We start from the raw sequence: 14,603 nt of genomic DNA, 5'->3' as shown, positions 1-14,603 counted from the left end.
ACGTACCGGCACCCGGCAACATCAGTCGGTACTCACGCATTACCGGCCGCGCGGCATACGTCGCACGGCAACTGGAAAAGGTCCATCAGGCTCTTATGTCCGACATCCAACTCGCGTCAGGCCCTTCGCGGTCGACACCGCCCGGCAGCGCGTCCCAGCAGAAAGCGCCCAGCCGCGCCGGCGACGTGATCTTCGGCGGCCTCGCGCGCCTTGCCGCTATCGTCACGTTGTTGCTGCTCGGCGGCATCATCGTTTCGCTGATCGTCGCGTCCATGCCGTCGATCAAACAATTCGGCCTCGGCTTCCTGTGGAGCGCGCAATGGGATCCGCCGAGCAAGCAGTTCGGCGCACTCGTGCCGATCTACGGCACGATCGCCACATCGATCATTGCACTCATCATCGCGGTGCCGGTCAGCTTCGGCATCGCACTCTTTCTGACGGAACTCTCGCCCGCGTGGCTGCGCCGGCCGCTCGGCATCGCGATCGAACTGCTCGCCGCGATTCCGTCCATCGTCTACGGCATGTGGGGCCTGCTCGTGTTCGCGCCGATCTTCGCGACCTGGTTCGAGAAGCCGCTCGGTGCCGTACTCGGCGGCATTCCGGTGGTCGGTGCGCTGTTTCAGGGCGCGCCTATCGGCATCGGCATTCTGTGCGCGGGAGTGATTCTCGCGATCATGATCATTCCGTACATCGCTTCGGTGATGCGCGACGTGTTCGAAGTCACGCCGGTCCTGCTCAAGGAATCGGCTTACGGCATCGGCTGCACGACGTGGGAAGTGATGTGGAAGATCGTGCTGCCCTTCACGAAGAGCGGTGTGATCGGCGGCGTGATGCTCGGCCTCGGCCGGGCGCTCGGCGAGACCATGGCCGTGACCTTCGTGATCGGCAATACGAATCTGCTCGATAACGTGTCGCTCTTTTCGCCGGGCAACAGCATCACGTCGGCGCTCGCCAATGAATTCGCCGAAGCGGATCCGGGCCTGCATACGTCGGCCCTGATGGAACTCGGCCTCATTCTGTTCGTGATCACATTCATCGTGCTGGCGATTTCCAAGATCATGCTGCTTCGTCTCGAGAAAGGGGAGGGCGCCAAATGAGCCAGTCCACCTTGAACATGCCGGGTTCGAACGACGCAGCCGCGCTCGAAAAAATGCGCGTGCGTCTGCAAGGACGCCGGCGCATGAAGAACGCGATGGCGCTGACGTTGTCGCTCGCCGCGATGGCCTTCGGCCTGCTGTGGCTGATCTGGATTCTCTACACGACGCTGCGCCTCGGTATCGGCGGTTTGTCGATCGAGCTGTTCACGCAGTCCACGCCGCCGCCGAACACCGATGGCGGCGGTCTCGCCAACGCGATCGTCGGCAGCTTGATGCTGGTTGCGCTTGCAACGTTCGTTGGCACGCCGATCGGCATTCTTGCAGGCGTGTATCTCGCGGAATATGGACAGAAAGGCTGGCTCGCGAGCGTCACCCGGTTCATCAACGACATTCTGCTGTCGGCGCCGTCGATCGTGGTCGGTCTGTTCGTCTACGCGCTCGTCGTCGCGAAGATGGGGCACTTCAGCGGCTGGGCCGGCGTATTCGCGCTCGCGCTGCTGCAGATTCCTATCGTGATCCGCACTACCGAGAACATGCTCAAACTGGTGCCGAACGCACTGCGTGAGGCGGCGTTCGCGCTCGGCACGCCGAAGTGGAAGATGGTGTTGTCGATTACGCTGAAGGCGTCCATTGCGGGCATCGTCACCGGCGTGCTGCTCGCCGTCGCGCGTATTGCCGGCGAAACGGCACCACTGCTTTTCACCGCGTTGTCGAACCAGTTCTTCTCGGCGGATCTGGGCCAGCCGGTCGCGAACCTGCCGGTCACGATCTACAAGTTTGCGATGAGCCCGTTCGCGCAGTGGCAATCGCTCGCGTGGGCCGGCGTCTTCCTGATCACGCTCGCGGTGTTGGGACTGAACATCCTCGCGCGCACGATCTTCACGAACAAGTAAGGGCGGAGTGTAATCCGATGAATATGGCAGAAACTCAACTCAATCCGATCTCGCGTCCTACTGCGCCCGCCGGTTTCGATCCCGCACAAGGCGGCCAGGAGCCGTCGCCGTCGCGCCCGAAGATCGAGGTCAACGACCTGAACTTCTTCTACGGCAAGTATCACGCGCTGAAGAACATCAATCTGCAGATTCCCGAAGGCAAGGTGACTGCGTTCATCGGCCCGTCGGGTTGCGGCAAGTCGACGTTGCTGCGTACGTTCAACAAGATGTACGCGCTCTATCCGGAGCAACGCGCCGAAGGCGAAATCCTGATGGACGGCGAAAACCTGCTGACCTCGAAGCGCGATATCTCGCTGCTGCGCGCGCGCATCGGCATGGTGTTTCAGAAGCCGACGCCGTTTCCCATGTCGATCTACGACAACATTGCGTTCGGCGTGAAGATGTTCGAAACGCTGCCGCGTTCGGAAATGGACGACCGCGTCGAATGGGCGCTCACGAAGGCCGCGTTGTGGAACGAAGTGAAGGACAAACTCGGCCAGAGCGGCTACGGTTTGTCCGGCGGCCAGCAGCAGCGTTTGTGCATTGCGCGCGGCATCGCGATCCGCCCGGAGGTGTTGTTGCTCGACGAACCGTGCTCGGCGCTCGACCCGATTTCGACGGGCCGTATCGAAGAGCTGATCGCCGAACTGAAGAGCGACTACACGGTGGTGATCGTCACGCACAACATGCAACAGGCGGCCCGCTGTTCGGACTACACTGCCTATATGTACCTTGGCGAGCTGATCGAATTCGGCGACACCGAAAAGATCTTCATCAAGCCGGTCCGCAAGGAAACCGAAGACTACATTACGGGCCGCTTCGGCTAATCGGCCGGGCAAAAACAACGGAGTACGACATGTCCGATAAACACCTGTCCAGCCAGTTCGACGCCGACCTGAATCTGGTTTCCTCGAAGGTGCTCGAAATGGGCGGCCTCGTCGAATCGCAGATCGTCAAAGCGATGCAGGCGCTCAACGAGTTCGATCTCGACATCGCCGAGCAAGTGATCGCGGCAGAAGACCGCCTGAACACGATGGAAGTGGAGATCGACGAGGAGTGCAGCAACATCATCGCGCGCCGTCAGCCGGCCGCACGTGATTTGCGCTTGCTGATCGCAATCTCGAAGACCATCACGAATCTGGAGCGCGCGGGCGACGAGGCCGAGAAAATCGCCAAGCGCACCAAGCGTCTCATGGAAGACGGCGCATCGCGCACCATCAATATCGCCGAAATCAAATTGTCGGGCGAAATGGCGGTGTCGATTCTGCGCCGCGCGCTCGACGCGTTCGCGCGTCTCGACACGGTCGCCGCTGCGCAGATCGTGCGCGACGATAAAGCGATCGACGAAGAATTCCGCGCGTTCGTGCGTAAGCTCATTTCGTACATGACCGAAGATCCGCGCTCCATTTCGGTGGGCCTCGATTTTCTGTTCATCGCGAAAGCCATCGAGCGGATCGGCGACCATGCGAAGAACATCGCCGAGTTCATCATTTACATCGTGAAGGGTACGGACGTGCGGCACAAGTCGCGCGACGCGCTCGAACGCGAAGCACTCAGTTAATCCAGAGATAAGGACCAGAGGTGCCGATGCCCAGCAGCATTCTCGTCATTGAAGATGAGCCCGCGATTTCCGAACTGATTTCGGTCAATCTTCAACACGCCGGACACTGCCCGATTCGCGCGTACAACGCCGAGCAGGCGCAGAACCTGATCAGCGACGTATTGCCCGACCTCGTCCTGCTCGACTGGATGCTGCCGGGCAAGTCGGGTATTGCGTTCGCGCGCGACCTGCGCAACAACGAGCGTACCAAGCACATTCCGATCATCATGCTGACCGCGCGCGGCGATGAACAGGACAAGGTGCTCGGCCTCGAAATCGGCGCCGACGACTACGTCACCAAGCCGTTTTCCCCGAAAGAATTGATGGCACGCATCAAGGCGGTTCTGCGCCGCCGCGCGCCACAATTGACCGAAGACGTCGTCGCGATCAATGGGTTGAAGCTCGATCCGGCAACGCATCGTGTCGCGGCGCACGCGGAAGGCAGCGAGATCAAACTCGATCTCGGACCGACCGAATTCCGTTTGCTGCATTTCTTCATGACGCATCCCGAGCGCGTGCACAGCCGCACGCAACTGCTCGACCAGGTATGGGGCGACCACGTGTTCGTCGAAGAGCGCACGGTGGACGTGCACATCAAGCGTCTGCGCGCGGCCCTCAAGCCGGCCGGCTGCGATGCTATGATCGAGACGGTCCGCGGCAGCGGCTACCGTCTGGCCAAAAGCGCTTGATCGCTTGATCAATGGGTAGCGGCGCGCTCGCCGCTCTCTTCGAACGTTTAGACCATGAACATCATCTGGGCGCGCTCCATCGTTTCGATCGTGCTGCTCGCCATACTGTGCGTGGTGGTCGGCGCATTGGTCAATGTGAAGGCGGCATTGATCCTCGCGGTCGTAATGCTGCTTCTGCAAAGCTTCTTCGGTACCTTCCATAAAGAGCGCTTGTGGCGTTTGCTCGACGCGCCGGTTTACGGCGAAGTGCCGAGTGCGCCCGGCATCTGGGGCGAAATCTATTACCGTTTGCACAAGCTCGCGAAGCGCTGGCATGCACAGGTGCGCCAGGTCGAGCAGCAGCATTCGCGCTTCATTCAGGCAATTCAGGCGTCGCCGAACGGCGTCGCAATGCTCGACGACCACGATCAGATTGAGTGGTGCAACGCCATTTCCGAAGTGCATTTCGGGCTCGACGCGAAGCGCGATTTGCGTCAGCACATCACGCATCTGGTGCGTCAGCCGGACTTCGTGCGTTATCTGAACTCGCACCACTACGAAGAAATGCTGATCATGCGCGGCATGGGCGAGAAGCGGCAGAACGTGCTCTCCGTGCAAGTGTTCCCTTATGGCGAGAACCGCAAGCTCGTGCTGTCGCAAGACATTACCGAACTTGAGCGCACCGACGCGATGCGGCGTGACTTCGTCGCCAATGTGTCTCATGAACTGAAGACGCCGCTCACTGTGCTCTCCGGTTTTCTCGAGACGATGCGCGAGTTGCCGTTGGCCGAAACCGAGCGCGCGCGTTATCTGGAGTTGATGGAGCAGCAGGCGTCTCGCATGCGCCATATCGTGAACGATCTACTCGTGCTCGCAAAACTCGAAGGCGACAACAAGCCGCCGAGCGATCAGATGATCGACATGCGCGCCGTATTGCGGCACTTGCGTGACGACGCGGAGAGCCTGTCGAGCGACCATCACAAGATTACATTCGACGCCGACGAGGGGCTCACGGTGACCGGCGTCGAAACCGAGATTCTGAGCGCGTTAGGCAACCTGGTGACCAACGCCATTCGCTATACGCCCGACGGCGGCGCGATCAAGGTCAGCTGGCAGGCGCAAAGCGGCGCTGCCGTGTTCTCCGTGACGGATAGCGGCCTGGGTATTCCGGCTGCCGACATTCCACGGCTAACCGAGCGCTTTTATCGTGTCGATCGCAGTCGCTCGCGCGACACGGGCGGCACGGGCCTTGGACTCGCGATCGTGAAGCATGTGCTGCAACGGCACGATGCGCAACTCGACGTGAAAAGCGAGGAGGGGCGCGGCAGTACTTTTACCGTGAGATTCCCGGTGTATCGCACGACACGGCGGCAACCGGCGCATGCGTGAGAAGCTGTCGCTTCAAAGAAAAGCCCGCTAGAAAGCGGGCTTTTTTTATATACGTAGCAGCGTTCACCCGCTCGACGCGGAGTGCGCCGTCCCTCACGGACAGAACTTCGTCAACAGACTCATTTGCGCATTGCGCGAGGACTTGCCGGGACGCCGCCGACGATAGTGCCCGTCGCTTTGCATCAGCCAAGCAGACTGATTGTCGCCGAGAAACGCCGACAGGCCTTCTGCAATCACACGCCGTTTGAGCCGCCGATTGTTGATGGGAAACGCAACTTCCACGCGGCGGAAGAAGTTGCGATCCATCCAGTCCGCGCTCGACAGATACACCTGCTCGCGGCCGTCGTCGTAGAAATAATAGATGCGATGATGTTCGAGAAAGCGCCCGACAATCGAGCGCACCGTGATGTTTTCCGACAGGCCCGGCACGCCCGGTTGCAACGAGCACACACCACGCACGATCAAGTCGATCTTCACGCCTGCCTGCGATGCTTCGTATAGCTCTGCGATCACCGTGGGTTCGAGCAACGCGTTCATCTTCGCGACAATGCGCGCTTTCTTGCCGGCGCGCGCATGCTCCGCTTCGGCGCGAATCGCCTCGACGAGTTTCGGATGCAACGTGAACGGCGACTGCCATAACTCGTGCAGCTTCAGTTCGCCGCCAATGCCGGTCAGTTGCTGAAAAACGTGGTGCACGTCTTCGCAGATTTTCTGATCCGCGGTCATCAGGCCGAAGTCGGTGTAAAGGCGTGCAGTGCGCGGATGGTAATTGCCGGTGCCCAGATGCACGTAGCGCTTGAGCGTCATCTTGCCGCCCACCGTTGCGCGCCGCACGATCAGCATCATCTTTGCGTGGCACTTGTGGCCCACCACGCCGTACACCACATGCGCGCCGACAGCTTCGAGCTGCGAGGCCCAGTTGATGTTCGTCTCTTCGTCAAAGCGCGCGAGCAGTTCGACGACCACTGTCACTTCCTTGCCGTTGCGCGCGGCTTGCATGAGCGCGTCCATCAGCGGCGAGTCGGTGCCCGTGCGATAAATCGTCTGCTTGATGGCGACGACGTTTGGATCTTTCGCAGCCTGCAACAGCAGTTCGAGAACCGGCTGAAAACTTTCGTACGGATGATGCAGCAGCACGTCGCCCTGATCGATCACGTCGAACATGCTTGCTGCGTTGGCAATGGCGGAAGGGATCGCGGGAATGTGCGGCACGAACTTCAGATCGGGCCGATCCACCATCTCCGGCAATTGCATCAGACGCACGAGATTGACGGGGCCGTCCGCGTAATAGCAGTCCTTGTTCGACAGGCCGCTCTCGTCGAGCAGGCGCCGCACGACATGCGCGGGTGTCTCCGCGGATACTTCGAGGCGTACCGCGTTACCAAGGTGCCGCGCGGGAAGTTCGCCCTGTAGCGCGACGCGCAGATTCGTGATTTCGTCTTCGTCGACGAACAGTTCGCTGTTGCGCGTAATGCGAAACTGATTGCAACTTCGCACGACGAGATTCGGAAACAGTTCGCCGACAAAGCGCTGCAATAGCGAACTCAACAGTACGAAACCATGCGGATAACCCGACAGTGCCTGCGGCATCCGCACGAGGCGCGGCAAGGCGCGCGGTGCCTGCACGATGCCCATCATCGCCTGACGGCCGAACGCGTCTTTGCCTTCGAGTTCGACAACGAAGTTCAGGCTCTTGTTCAGCACACGCGGAAACGGATGCGCCGGATCGAGGCCGATCGGCGTGAGCACGGGCAGGAGTTCGTCGAAGAAGTAGTTGCGCGCCCATTCGGTCTGCGCTTCGCTCCAGGCTTCGGTGCCGTGAAAGTAGATGCCCTCTGCTTCCAGCGCGGTGAACACGGTGTCGTGCAGCATCGTGTACTGCCGATGCACGAGCTTTTGCGCCCGCTCGACCACGAGGTCGTAGACATGCTGCAGCGACATGCCGTCGGGCGACAGCGCACCGGGGTTGTCGCGCATCTGCTCCTGCAGTCCGGCCATGCGGACTTCGAAGAATTCGTCGAGGTTGCTACTGGTGATGCAGATGAAGCGCAGGCGTTCGAGCAAAGGGACGGCGGGGTCGGCGGCTTGCGCCAACACACGCTCGTTGAAACCCAGAATGCCCAGCTCGCGATTCAATAAGGGGTAGCGGATGGACATCGGCAGCGAGAATGGAATGTCAGATATGGAGGCAGAAAGACGCTCGGAAATTCTCACAGTATGATGACGTTGTTATGACATTCTCAATGTTATAAATTCTACGCTGTATTCCTCGCCTGTCGTCAATATGACGCAGTCCGTATGGGACCATGGGGCACCCCCATCTCCGCGAGGTGACATCGTGAGCTCCGGTACGCTTAGAATGGCGTCTTTGAACAGCGCGGCCGGCCGCAAGACGAAGGGAACCTCGCGTGACGGTCCCGCCTTGCTCACATCCACCGCTGCCGCGCTCGCGCGCATGGAGTCCGCATACCCGATGGTCAATACCCCACAACTCCTTGCTGCAGTCGACCTTGGTTCGAACAGCTTCCGGCTGATCGTCGGCCGGGTCGAGGAAACCGACGCGGGCAGCCAGATTTATCAGGTCGATGCATTGCGTGAGCCCGTGCGGCTCGCCGCCGGTCTGTCGCGCGACAAGATGCTCGATCGCGCGTCACAGGTGCGCGGCTGGGATGCACTGAAGCGCTTTGGCGAGCGGCTGCGCGACTTTCATCCCGACCACGTTCGCGCGGTCGCGACCAACACATTGCGTATCGCGAAGAATGCGGGCGAATTCCTCGGCGAAGCACAAGCCGCCCTAGGCTTCCCGATCGAGGTAATTGCCGGCCGCGAGGAAGCACGGCTGATTTACGCCGGGGCAGCACACTCCGTGCCCGCGAGCCCGGGCAAGAGGCTCGTGGTCGATATCGGCGGCGGCTCGACGGAGTTCATCATCGGCTCGCACTACACGCCGATCAAGATGGAAAGCCTGTACATCGGCTGCGTGAGCCACAGCCGGGCGTTTTTCCCGTCAGGCAACGTCGACGAATACACGATGCGTCAGGCCGAGCTTGCAGCAGGCCGCGAAATCCAGATCATTTCGGCCGAATACAAGAAAACCGGCTGGGAGCAGGCAATTGGCTCGTCCGGTACGGCGCGTGCCCTTGCCGAGCTTGTCGAGGCAAACGGCTTTAACGACGCCGGCATCACGCACGGCATTTCGCGCGGCGGCCTCGAGCGTTTGAAGCGTGCGCTGATCAAGGCGGAGAACGTCAATCGTCTAAAGCTGGTTGCGTTGAAGGGTGACCGGATCCCGGTGCTCGCGGGCGGCCTCTCGATCATGATCGCGGTGTTCGACGAACTGGGCGTCGATTACGTCGATACGACAGATGGCGCTTTGAGACTCGGCGTGCTCTACGATCTGCTCGGTCGTTCGCAACACGAAGACATGCGCACGGTCACCGTGGAAGGCTTCATGCGCCGCTATGGCGTGGATCGTCCGCAGGCCGGGCGTATCGGCGAGCTGGCGGTGCGCTTTTACGATCAGTTCGCGGAGCCCGACGAAGAACGCCGCCAGGAGAACCGCATGTTTCTCGGCTGGGCGGCGGCGTTGCATGAAATCGGCTTGTCGATCTCGCACAGCGCCTATCACAAGCATTCGGCCTATATCACGAGCAATGCAGACATGCCCGGCTTCTCGCGCACCGACCAGGCGCGGCTTGCAGCGCTCGTGCTCGGTCATGCAGGCAAGCTCGGCAAGCTGTCGCAAACGCGCGAAGTGGAGTGGCCGCTGCTGTTCTGTTTGCGGCTCGCCGCACTGCTATGCCGTCGGCGTGCGGATGTCGGCCTGCCTGGCATCACGGTCGCGCAGGCCAACGGCGGATATGAGGTACGTTTGCCTAACGAGTGGGTCGCCAATAATCCGCTTACAGACTACAGCCTGATTCAGGAAGCCGCGGAGTGGGAAAAGGTTGGCATTCCGTATCGAGTGGTCTATACGGACGAGTGACGTGTCGATGTCCGGTTCTGTCAGTACGTAGGCAGAGCAAGCGGCACATGGAGAAAAGCCCGGTTTTTACCGGGCTTTTCTGTTTCTGCTTGCAAGCTCGCTCAAGCGTTGTCAGCGCGGCAATGCATCGCCGAGGAAGTGGCGCGCATAGCGGGCGTTGATGTCCGACAGACGGAACAGCGTCAGAAAGTCGGCGGTATTGAAGTCGGGATCCCATGCCGGTGCGCCGCAAATCTTCGCACCTAGTCGCAGATATCCTTTGACGAGCGGTGGCGGTGCGACATTCGCGCCGGTCTGCAGTTCGTCGACGGGCAGCGGCGTGTGCGGAAATGCGCGATATTCCGGCGCGGTCAGCGCGCTATCGCGCAGCGAGCAATAGAGGTTCGCTGCATAGTGCCCGCCGTCGACCATCGCGACGCTCGCGCAGCCGAGCATCGTCTCGTAACCGTTGTGCTTCATATAGGCCGCGAGTCCAGCCCACAGCGACATGATGACGGAGCCGCTGCGATAGTCGGCGTGCACACACGAGCGGCCGACTTCGACCATCTTCGCGCGCAGGTGAGTGAGACGCGAGACGTCGAACTCGCTTTCCGCGTATAGACGCCCGATGCGCGCCGCCTGATGCGGCGGCAACGCGCGATAGGTGCCAACCACTTTCAGGGTGTCGAGATCGCGCACCAGCAGGTGATCGCAGTACGAATCGAACGGATCGACGTCGAGGCCTGCGGGGCCGCTCAGGCGAGCGCCCATTTCCTCGGCGAACACGCGGTAACGCAGACGCTGCGCCTCGCGAAGCTCTTCGTCGGTGCGAGCCCACGTGACTCGCAGGCGGTGCTGGGCGGTGACCGTCTCTTCGGCGCGGGGCAGGCGACGCGACTCGAAGATCGAAGCGAGGGGCAGGGTAGGCGTCGGCAGTTCTCGCATTGGGGCGTCCTGGTCGAAAAAAGGATGAGTCTTTTTTCGCCAATGTAGTAACGCCCGGTGACGCTCGCATGGCAAAGCTGTGACGATTGGATGACTGTATGAAAGCTGCGGGTGCCGCGTCGCTTGCCGGGCCGCGTTCCTCGTACTCGCCGCGCCGGGCTCGCGGACGTTGGCGGCGCGCCGTTTGCCGCTCGGATCAGACGAGTTCGGGCGTCATTGCTGCGAGCAGCACCGCCTGGTCGTCGCCGTGGCGCTCGCGGCTGGCGATCCACCATAGGCCCGCTTTCTTGAGCGGCCAACTGGCGTCGCTGTTCGCAAGCAGCTTTGCGGCAACGTGGCCGAGCGTCGGCTGATGACCCACGATCACTACCGTTTCAGCGATGCCCTTCGGCCAGCCGGATGCGGTGAGCACGTCTTGCGCGCTTGCATTCGGCGCCAGCTCGCGCACGACACGGTATTGATCGCTCAACGTCTCCGCGGTCTGGATGGTCCGCACCGCGGGACTGGCGAGGATCACGGCGTCGTCGGGCAGACGCGTGCGCAGCCACTTGGCGACGTGTTGCGCCTGCTTGCGACCGCGAGTGGTGAGTGCGCGGGCGAGATCCGTGGCGGCGTAGTCCTCGGCTTCGGCGTGACGCCAGAGAATCAGATTCATGCGTGGCTCCTCGAGTCTGGATGCGGGTGTTGCAGTGCTTTGCATGCGGCGCTGCACGGTTCCGACGCTGGGGCGCGGGCTTGAAGTCTAGCGTGGCGGCCTGCTTCGTCGGCTGAATCGCGCTTCGGTTGCAATTGTTTTAGCAGATCGCGAGCCCGGCCTCATCTGCGTTCATTCGGATGCAAAAAGCAAAAACCCGCGAAGCCGGAGGCGACGCGGGTTTTTGTGATGCCGTTGCTGCTTTTTTCGTGGTCGGAGCGAAAGGATTCGAACCTTCGACCCTCTGATCCCAAATCAGATGCGCTACCAGGCTGCGCTACGCTCCGACGAATCCGAGATTCTACGTGGCTTTAGGTGCCAGAGTCAATCGCGAATTGCGTCGGAGTGAAAATAGCCGCGTCATATGCGTCCCATGAGCAGCAACACGATGACGATGATCAGCACAACGCCGAGCAGGCCCGTCGGGCGGTAGCCCCAGCCGCTGCTGTACGGCCAGGTCGGCAACGCGCCGATCAACAGCAGGATGAGCACGATGAGGAGGATGGTTCCGATTGTCATTTGAGTTCTCCCTGTCCGGCTCCGACGAATGCCGGGCCGCATGGTTCGTTGATCCGACGCAAATTGCCCGTCGCGATGAGCGACCTGCAACGTGCGCTGCTTGCAGCCACCCAATCAGCAATGCGTGTGCCTAAGCTTGTAGTGCCGGCTGCGCCCCACGCGGAACGTTGGGCAGAGGCAATGCTTGACGAGACGGACAAGTCGGAGGTGCAACAAAGGCAGTGGTAAGTCGGCGGGCAAAGGAGAGCGTGACGAGGCGCAGTAGAGCACACAGTGACAAAGCTGGACGGAGAGCAGGCCAGACGAAGGCCAAGGCCGGACAGGGAGGGTCAGGACCGGCGCTTGACGGGAAAGGCTCAAGACGGGACAGATTTGGGCGTGACAGGCTCAGGCGCAACCCGGCCAGCCGTGGCGCCTCAATCGCAACATGAGCAGACGACACACCTCGACCGACACGACAGCGCCCCTCCCGCAACCGCGGGACAGCCTGCAATCGAACGAGGCACAAAAACCTTCAGTGCCGGCGGCGCTTCCAGTGCGGCATGTGCACGTGCTGATGAGTCAGCCAGTGATGCAGCATGCCTTCGCCGTGTTCGCGTCGATATGTCTTCGATTCAAAAATCGAAAGTGCGAGCAGCACGGCGAGGCCGATCCCGAGTCCGACCAGACCGGCAACCGATTCAGCGTCCATGGCAGTCTCCTTTGACGTTCTGCTGTGACTTTATAGTAGGTCACGCATCGCGAAACGGCAGAGCGGACTGCGCGCGCCGCGTCATGGAACGAGCGTTGCGGGTAGACTCTCGCGCTCCGCAGCTTCGTATCCCCGGCGCTCACGCCTTGCGTTCCTTCCCATAAGAGAGACTACCGTCCATGTTCCGTGTTTCGATGATTGCCTTGTTCCTGAGTGCCGGTGTCGCGGGTTGTGCAAACGAACCATCCGGCCACCACGCGGCCCCGCCGCAGGATCCCGCCGATTATCATGGTGTGCCCACCGACACCCGTCCGCCCGCAATGGTGCCCGCGCCGGTAGCGCGTTGAGCGCGAGCGGAAAACCGACGCGCCCTCGCCGCTACACCCCCACGCTCGCCACCACTTTCGTCAGATGACGCGCAAGCGTCACGCCACGCGCGGCCATGAAGACAAGCATCGCGGCCCACAGGCCATGGTTGCCGTACAGCATGAGCAGCGGCCACGAGGCGCCGACGAAAATCGCGAACGACAGGACCATCGACGTCATCAGTTCTCGCGTGCGTGTTGCGCCGATAAACACGCCGTCGAGCACATAGCCGCCTACCGACACCACCGGCGAGAGCGCCGCCCAAGGCAGATAACGCTCGGCCGTGGCACGCACGGCTGCCTGATCGGTCAGGCGCTCGACGATCCACGAACCCAGCCCCGCATACACGAGTGCGAAGCCGAGCGCGCCGAGCGCCGACCATAGCGCCGTAACCTTGATGGCCTGGACAAACGCGTGCCGGTCGCGCGCGCCGATTGCCGCGCCGACCAGCGCCTCGGCGGCGTGTGCGAAGCCGTCGAGTCCGTAAGCCATGAAGGTCTGAAAGTTCAGCAGCAGCGCGTTCGCGGCGAGCGTCGCGTCGCCCTGTTTCGCCCCGAGGTGCGCAAACCAGCCGAACGACAGCAGCAGGCACAGCGTGCGAAAAAAGATATCGCGATTGAGAACGATCAGGCGTCGCAGCGCCGCGGCGTCGAAGAGCGCCTGCCGAGTGAGGGCGGGCAGGCCGCGCGTCCTGCCGTGCCACAGCAGCGCCGCGCCGAGCACGAAGCCGAGCGCGTCGGCGGTGGCAGTGGCCGCGCCGATCCCCGCAACGCCCCAATTGAACACATACACATACAGGAACACCGCAACGATGTTCACGCCGTTGATAAACACTTGCGACAACAGCGCGAGACGCACGCGTTGCGTGCCGAGCAGCCAGCCGAGTACCACGTAGTTGCCGAGCGCGAGCGGGGCGGCCCAGATGCGCGCGTGGCAGTAGAGGCGTGCGTTGCGCTGCACGGCGTCGCTTCCGCCGATGGCGCGCAAAGCGTATTCGATCAGCGGCACCTGCAGCGCGAGTATTGCGGCGCCGATCGCGGCCGCGAGCAATAGTGCTCGCACGACGTTATCGCGCAATGCCGCGTGGTCGCCCGCACCGTGCGCCTGCGCGACGAGGCCGGTCGTGCCCATGCGCAAGAAGCCGAAGCCCCAGAACACGAAGTTGAAGAAGAGTCCGCCAAGCGCGACGCCGCCGAGATACGCCGCTCCGTCCAGATGACCGGCGACGGCGGTATCCACGGCGCCGAGAATCGGCTGAGTCAGATTGGCGAGGACGATCGGAAATGCAAGCGCAAGCACGCGGCGATGCCAGCGCACCGGCAGCGCGGGCGCCGTATGTTCGACGCCTGACGCCGCTTCGCTCAATGGCGTTCCTGCACGCAAATCCACGGAGAAACGACCACGGCCCAAAGGTCAGGGTCGCGCGCGGCGAAGTCCGCGGCGGTTTCGGACTGCACTCGCTCGACAAGTCCCGCCGACAGCCATTGCGTGATCTGCGCGGTGTCGTCGCTGGCGATGGCTTCGGCCACGCTCACGAGATCGAGGTCGCTCGCGACGCGTAACAGCATGCCCCGCGCGAAGAAGCGTTCCAGTTCCGGCCAGCCGATTTTCGCTGTTTCGGCGAGGAGCTTGGCGTACAGGGGGCTATGAGCGGCGTCGTTGGAAGTCATCGTAAGCGGGTTCTGGCGGGGGTCGATACTATAAACCATCGGCGCAAGCAGCCGGCGCGGCACGCATT

14 protein-coding genes and 1 tRNA gene are annotated in these 14,603 nt (G+C 61.8%); 7 read left to right on the top strand and 8 right to left on the bottom strand.

The genetic code is table 11. The annotated features are described in order from the left end of the window. The first annotated feature begins 95 nt into the window (after nucleotides 1–95). The 6 genes from pstC to phoR are packed head-to-tail and all read left to right on the top strand — an operon-like array spanning nucleotide 96 to nucleotide 5,686. Nucleotides 96–1,097, top strand: coding sequence for a phosphate ABC transporter permease PstC (pstC, locus tag SB753_RS12550; protein ID WP_410800341.1), 1,002 nt, complete (start codon nucleotides 96–98; stop codon nucleotides 1,095–1,097). Then, nucleotides 1,094–1,990 (top strand): phosphate ABC transporter permease PstA, encoded by an 897-nt coding sequence (gene pstA, locus SB753_RS12545; RefSeq protein ID WP_020069439.1) that lies wholly within the window; start codon nucleotides 1,094–1,096, stop codon nucleotides 1,988–1,990. Before pstC ends, pstA begins: the two co-directional genes overlap by 4 nt. A 17-nt stretch (nucleotides 1,991–2,007) precedes the next feature. Continuing rightward, entirely contained in the window at nucleotides 2,008–2,856 is an 849-nt protein-coding gene (gene pstB, locus SB753_RS12540; protein WP_020069440.1) for a phosphate ABC transporter ATP-binding protein PstB, read from the top strand. A 29-nt stretch (nucleotides 2,857–2,885) separates the two neighbouring features. Beyond that, nucleotides 2,886–3,590 (top strand): phosphate signaling complex protein PhoU, encoded by a 705-nt coding sequence (gene phoU / locus SB753_RS12535; RefSeq protein WP_020069441.1) that lies wholly within the window; start codon nucleotides 2,886–2,888, stop codon nucleotides 3,588–3,590. Nucleotides 3,591–3,616: 26 nt separating this feature from the next. Continuing rightward, nucleotides 3,617–4,318: a phosphate regulon transcriptional regulator PhoB gene (phoB, locus tag SB753_RS12530; RefSeq protein WP_006051991.1), complete on the top strand. Its 702-nt coding sequence runs from the start codon at nucleotides 3,617–3,619 to the stop codon at nucleotides 4,316–4,318. A gap of 54 nt (nucleotides 4,319–4,372) precedes the next feature. Next, on the top strand, nucleotides 4,373–5,686 hold the full coding sequence (phoR, locus tag SB753_RS12525; RefSeq protein WP_214877387.1) for a phosphate regulon sensor histidine kinase PhoR: 1,314 nt from the start codon (nucleotides 4,373–4,375) through the stop codon (nucleotides 5,684–5,686). Between the two features lie 93 nt (nucleotides 5,687–5,779). On the opposite strand, the gene ppk1 is transcribed toward phoR, so the two are convergent. Continuing rightward, nucleotides 5,780–7,843: a polyphosphate kinase 1 gene (gene ppk1, locus SB753_RS12520; protein ID WP_027804861.1), complete on the bottom strand. Its 2,064-nt coding sequence runs from the start codon at nucleotides 7,841–7,843 to the stop codon at nucleotides 5,780–5,782. A 202-nt stretch (nucleotides 7,844–8,045) separates the two neighbouring features. Here ppk1 and ppx point away from each other — a divergent pair, with 202 nt between their 5' ends. Next, nucleotides 8,046–9,671, top strand: a complete 1,626-nt coding sequence (gene ppx / locus SB753_RS12515) for an exopolyphosphatase (RefSeq protein ID WP_020069444.1) — start codon at nucleotides 8,046–8,048, stop codon at nucleotides 9,669–9,671. Nucleotides 9,672–9,782: 111 nt separating this feature from the next. Here ppx and SB753_RS12510 read toward each other — a convergent pair whose 3' ends face one another. The 7 genes from SB753_RS12510 to SB753_RS12480 all read right to left on the bottom strand — a co-directional run bounded on the left by SB753_RS12510 (nucleotide 9,783) and on the right by SB753_RS12480 (nucleotide 14,535). Beyond that, the gene (locus SB753_RS12510) at nucleotides 9,783–10,595 is read right to left on the bottom strand and encodes a GNAT family N-acetyltransferase (protein ID WP_087754221.1); all 813 of its coding nucleotides are present in this window, start codon (nucleotides 10,593–10,595) and stop codon (nucleotides 9,783–9,785) included. Nucleotides 10,596–10,791: 196 nt separating this feature from the next. Continuing rightward, complete coding sequence (gene sixA, locus SB753_RS12505) at nucleotides 10,792–11,250, bottom strand: phosphohistidine phosphatase SixA (RefSeq protein ID WP_020069446.1); 459 nt, start codon at nucleotides 11,248–11,250, stop codon at nucleotides 10,792–10,794. 249 nt (nucleotides 11,251–11,499) lie between these two features. Further along, nucleotides 11,500–11,576: transfer RNA gene (locus tag SB753_RS12500), tRNA-Pro, on the bottom strand. A 73-nt stretch (nucleotides 11,577–11,649) separates the two neighbouring features. Beyond that, nucleotides 11,650–11,808, bottom strand: coding sequence for a DUF3309 family protein (locus SB753_RS12495; RefSeq protein ID WP_020069447.1), 159 nt, complete (start codon nucleotides 11,806–11,808; stop codon nucleotides 11,650–11,652). A 514-nt stretch (nucleotides 11,809–12,322) separates the two neighbouring features. Further along, nucleotides 12,323–12,499, bottom strand: coding sequence for a hypothetical protein (locus SB753_RS12490; protein ID WP_020069448.1), 177 nt, complete (start codon nucleotides 12,497–12,499; stop codon nucleotides 12,323–12,325). A 378-nt stretch (nucleotides 12,500–12,877) separates the two neighbouring features. After that, nucleotides 12,878–14,230: an MATE family efflux transporter gene (locus SB753_RS12485; protein WP_410800340.1), complete on the bottom strand. Its 1,353-nt coding sequence runs from the start codon at nucleotides 14,228–14,230 to the stop codon at nucleotides 12,878–12,880. Next, complete coding sequence (locus SB753_RS12480; protein WP_027804863.1) at nucleotides 14,227–14,535, bottom strand: DUF2288 domain-containing protein; 309 nt, start codon at nucleotides 14,533–14,535, stop codon at nucleotides 14,227–14,229. Before SB753_RS12480 ends, SB753_RS12485 begins: the two co-directional genes overlap by 4 nt. Between the last annotated feature and the right edge of the window lie 68 nt (nucleotides 14,536–14,603).

The sequence above is a fragment of the Paraburkholderia sp. SIMBA_053 genome (assembly GCF_046534895.1).
GTDB classification, from domain to species: Bacteria; Pseudomonadota; Gammaproteobacteria; order Burkholderiales; family Burkholderiaceae; genus Paraburkholderia; species Paraburkholderia caledonica.
This window is presented reverse-complemented; position numbering and strand designations above follow the sequence as displayed.

Bases quoted from the DNA above. Each gene is read 5' to 3' on its own strand.
- ppk1 (WP_027804861.1), bottom strand. From the start codon at position 7,843: ATGTCCATCCGCTACCCCTTATTGAATCGCGAGCTGGGCATTCTGGGT.
- SB753_RS12490 (WP_020069448.1), bottom strand. From the start codon at position 12,499: ATGGACGCTGAATCGGTTGCCGGTCTGGTCGGACTCGGGATCGGCCTC.
- ppx (WP_020069444.1), top strand. From the start codon at position 8,046: ATGGCGTCTTTGAACAGCGCGGCCGGCCGCAAGACGAAGGGAACCTCG.
- phoU (WP_020069441.1), top strand. From the start codon at position 2,886: ATGTCCGATAAACACCTGTCCAGCCAGTTCGACGCCGACCTGAATCTG.
- phoB (WP_006051991.1), top strand. From the start codon at position 3,617: ATGCCCAGCAGCATTCTCGTCATTGAAGATGAGCCCGCGATTTCCGAA.
- phoR (WP_214877387.1), top strand. From the start codon at position 4,373: ATGAACATCATCTGGGCGCGCTCCATCGTTTCGATCGTGCTGCTCGCC.
- pstA (WP_020069439.1), top strand. From the start codon at position 1,094: ATGAGCCAGTCCACCTTGAACATGCCGGGTTCGAACGACGCAGCCGCG.
- SB753_RS12480 (WP_027804863.1), bottom strand. From the start codon at position 14,535: ATGACTTCCAACGACGCCGCTCATAGCCCCCTGTACGCCAAGCTCCTC.
- pstB (WP_020069440.1), top strand. From the start codon at position 2,008: ATGAATATGGCAGAAACTCAACTCAATCCGATCTCGCGTCCTACTGCG.
- sixA (WP_020069446.1), bottom strand. From the start codon at position 11,250: ATGAATCTGATTCTCTGGCGTCACGCCGAAGCCGAGGACTACGCCGCC.
- SB753_RS12495 (WP_020069447.1), bottom strand. From the start codon at position 11,808: ATGACAATCGGAACCATCCTCCTCATCGTGCTCATCCTGCTGTTGATC.
- SB753_RS12510 (WP_087754221.1), bottom strand. From the start codon at position 10,595: ATGCGAGAACTGCCGACGCCTACCCTGCCCCTCGCTTCGATCTTCGAG.
- pstC (WP_410800341.1), top strand. From the start codon at position 96: ATGTCCGACATCCAACTCGCGTCAGGCCCTTCGCGGTCGACACCGCCC.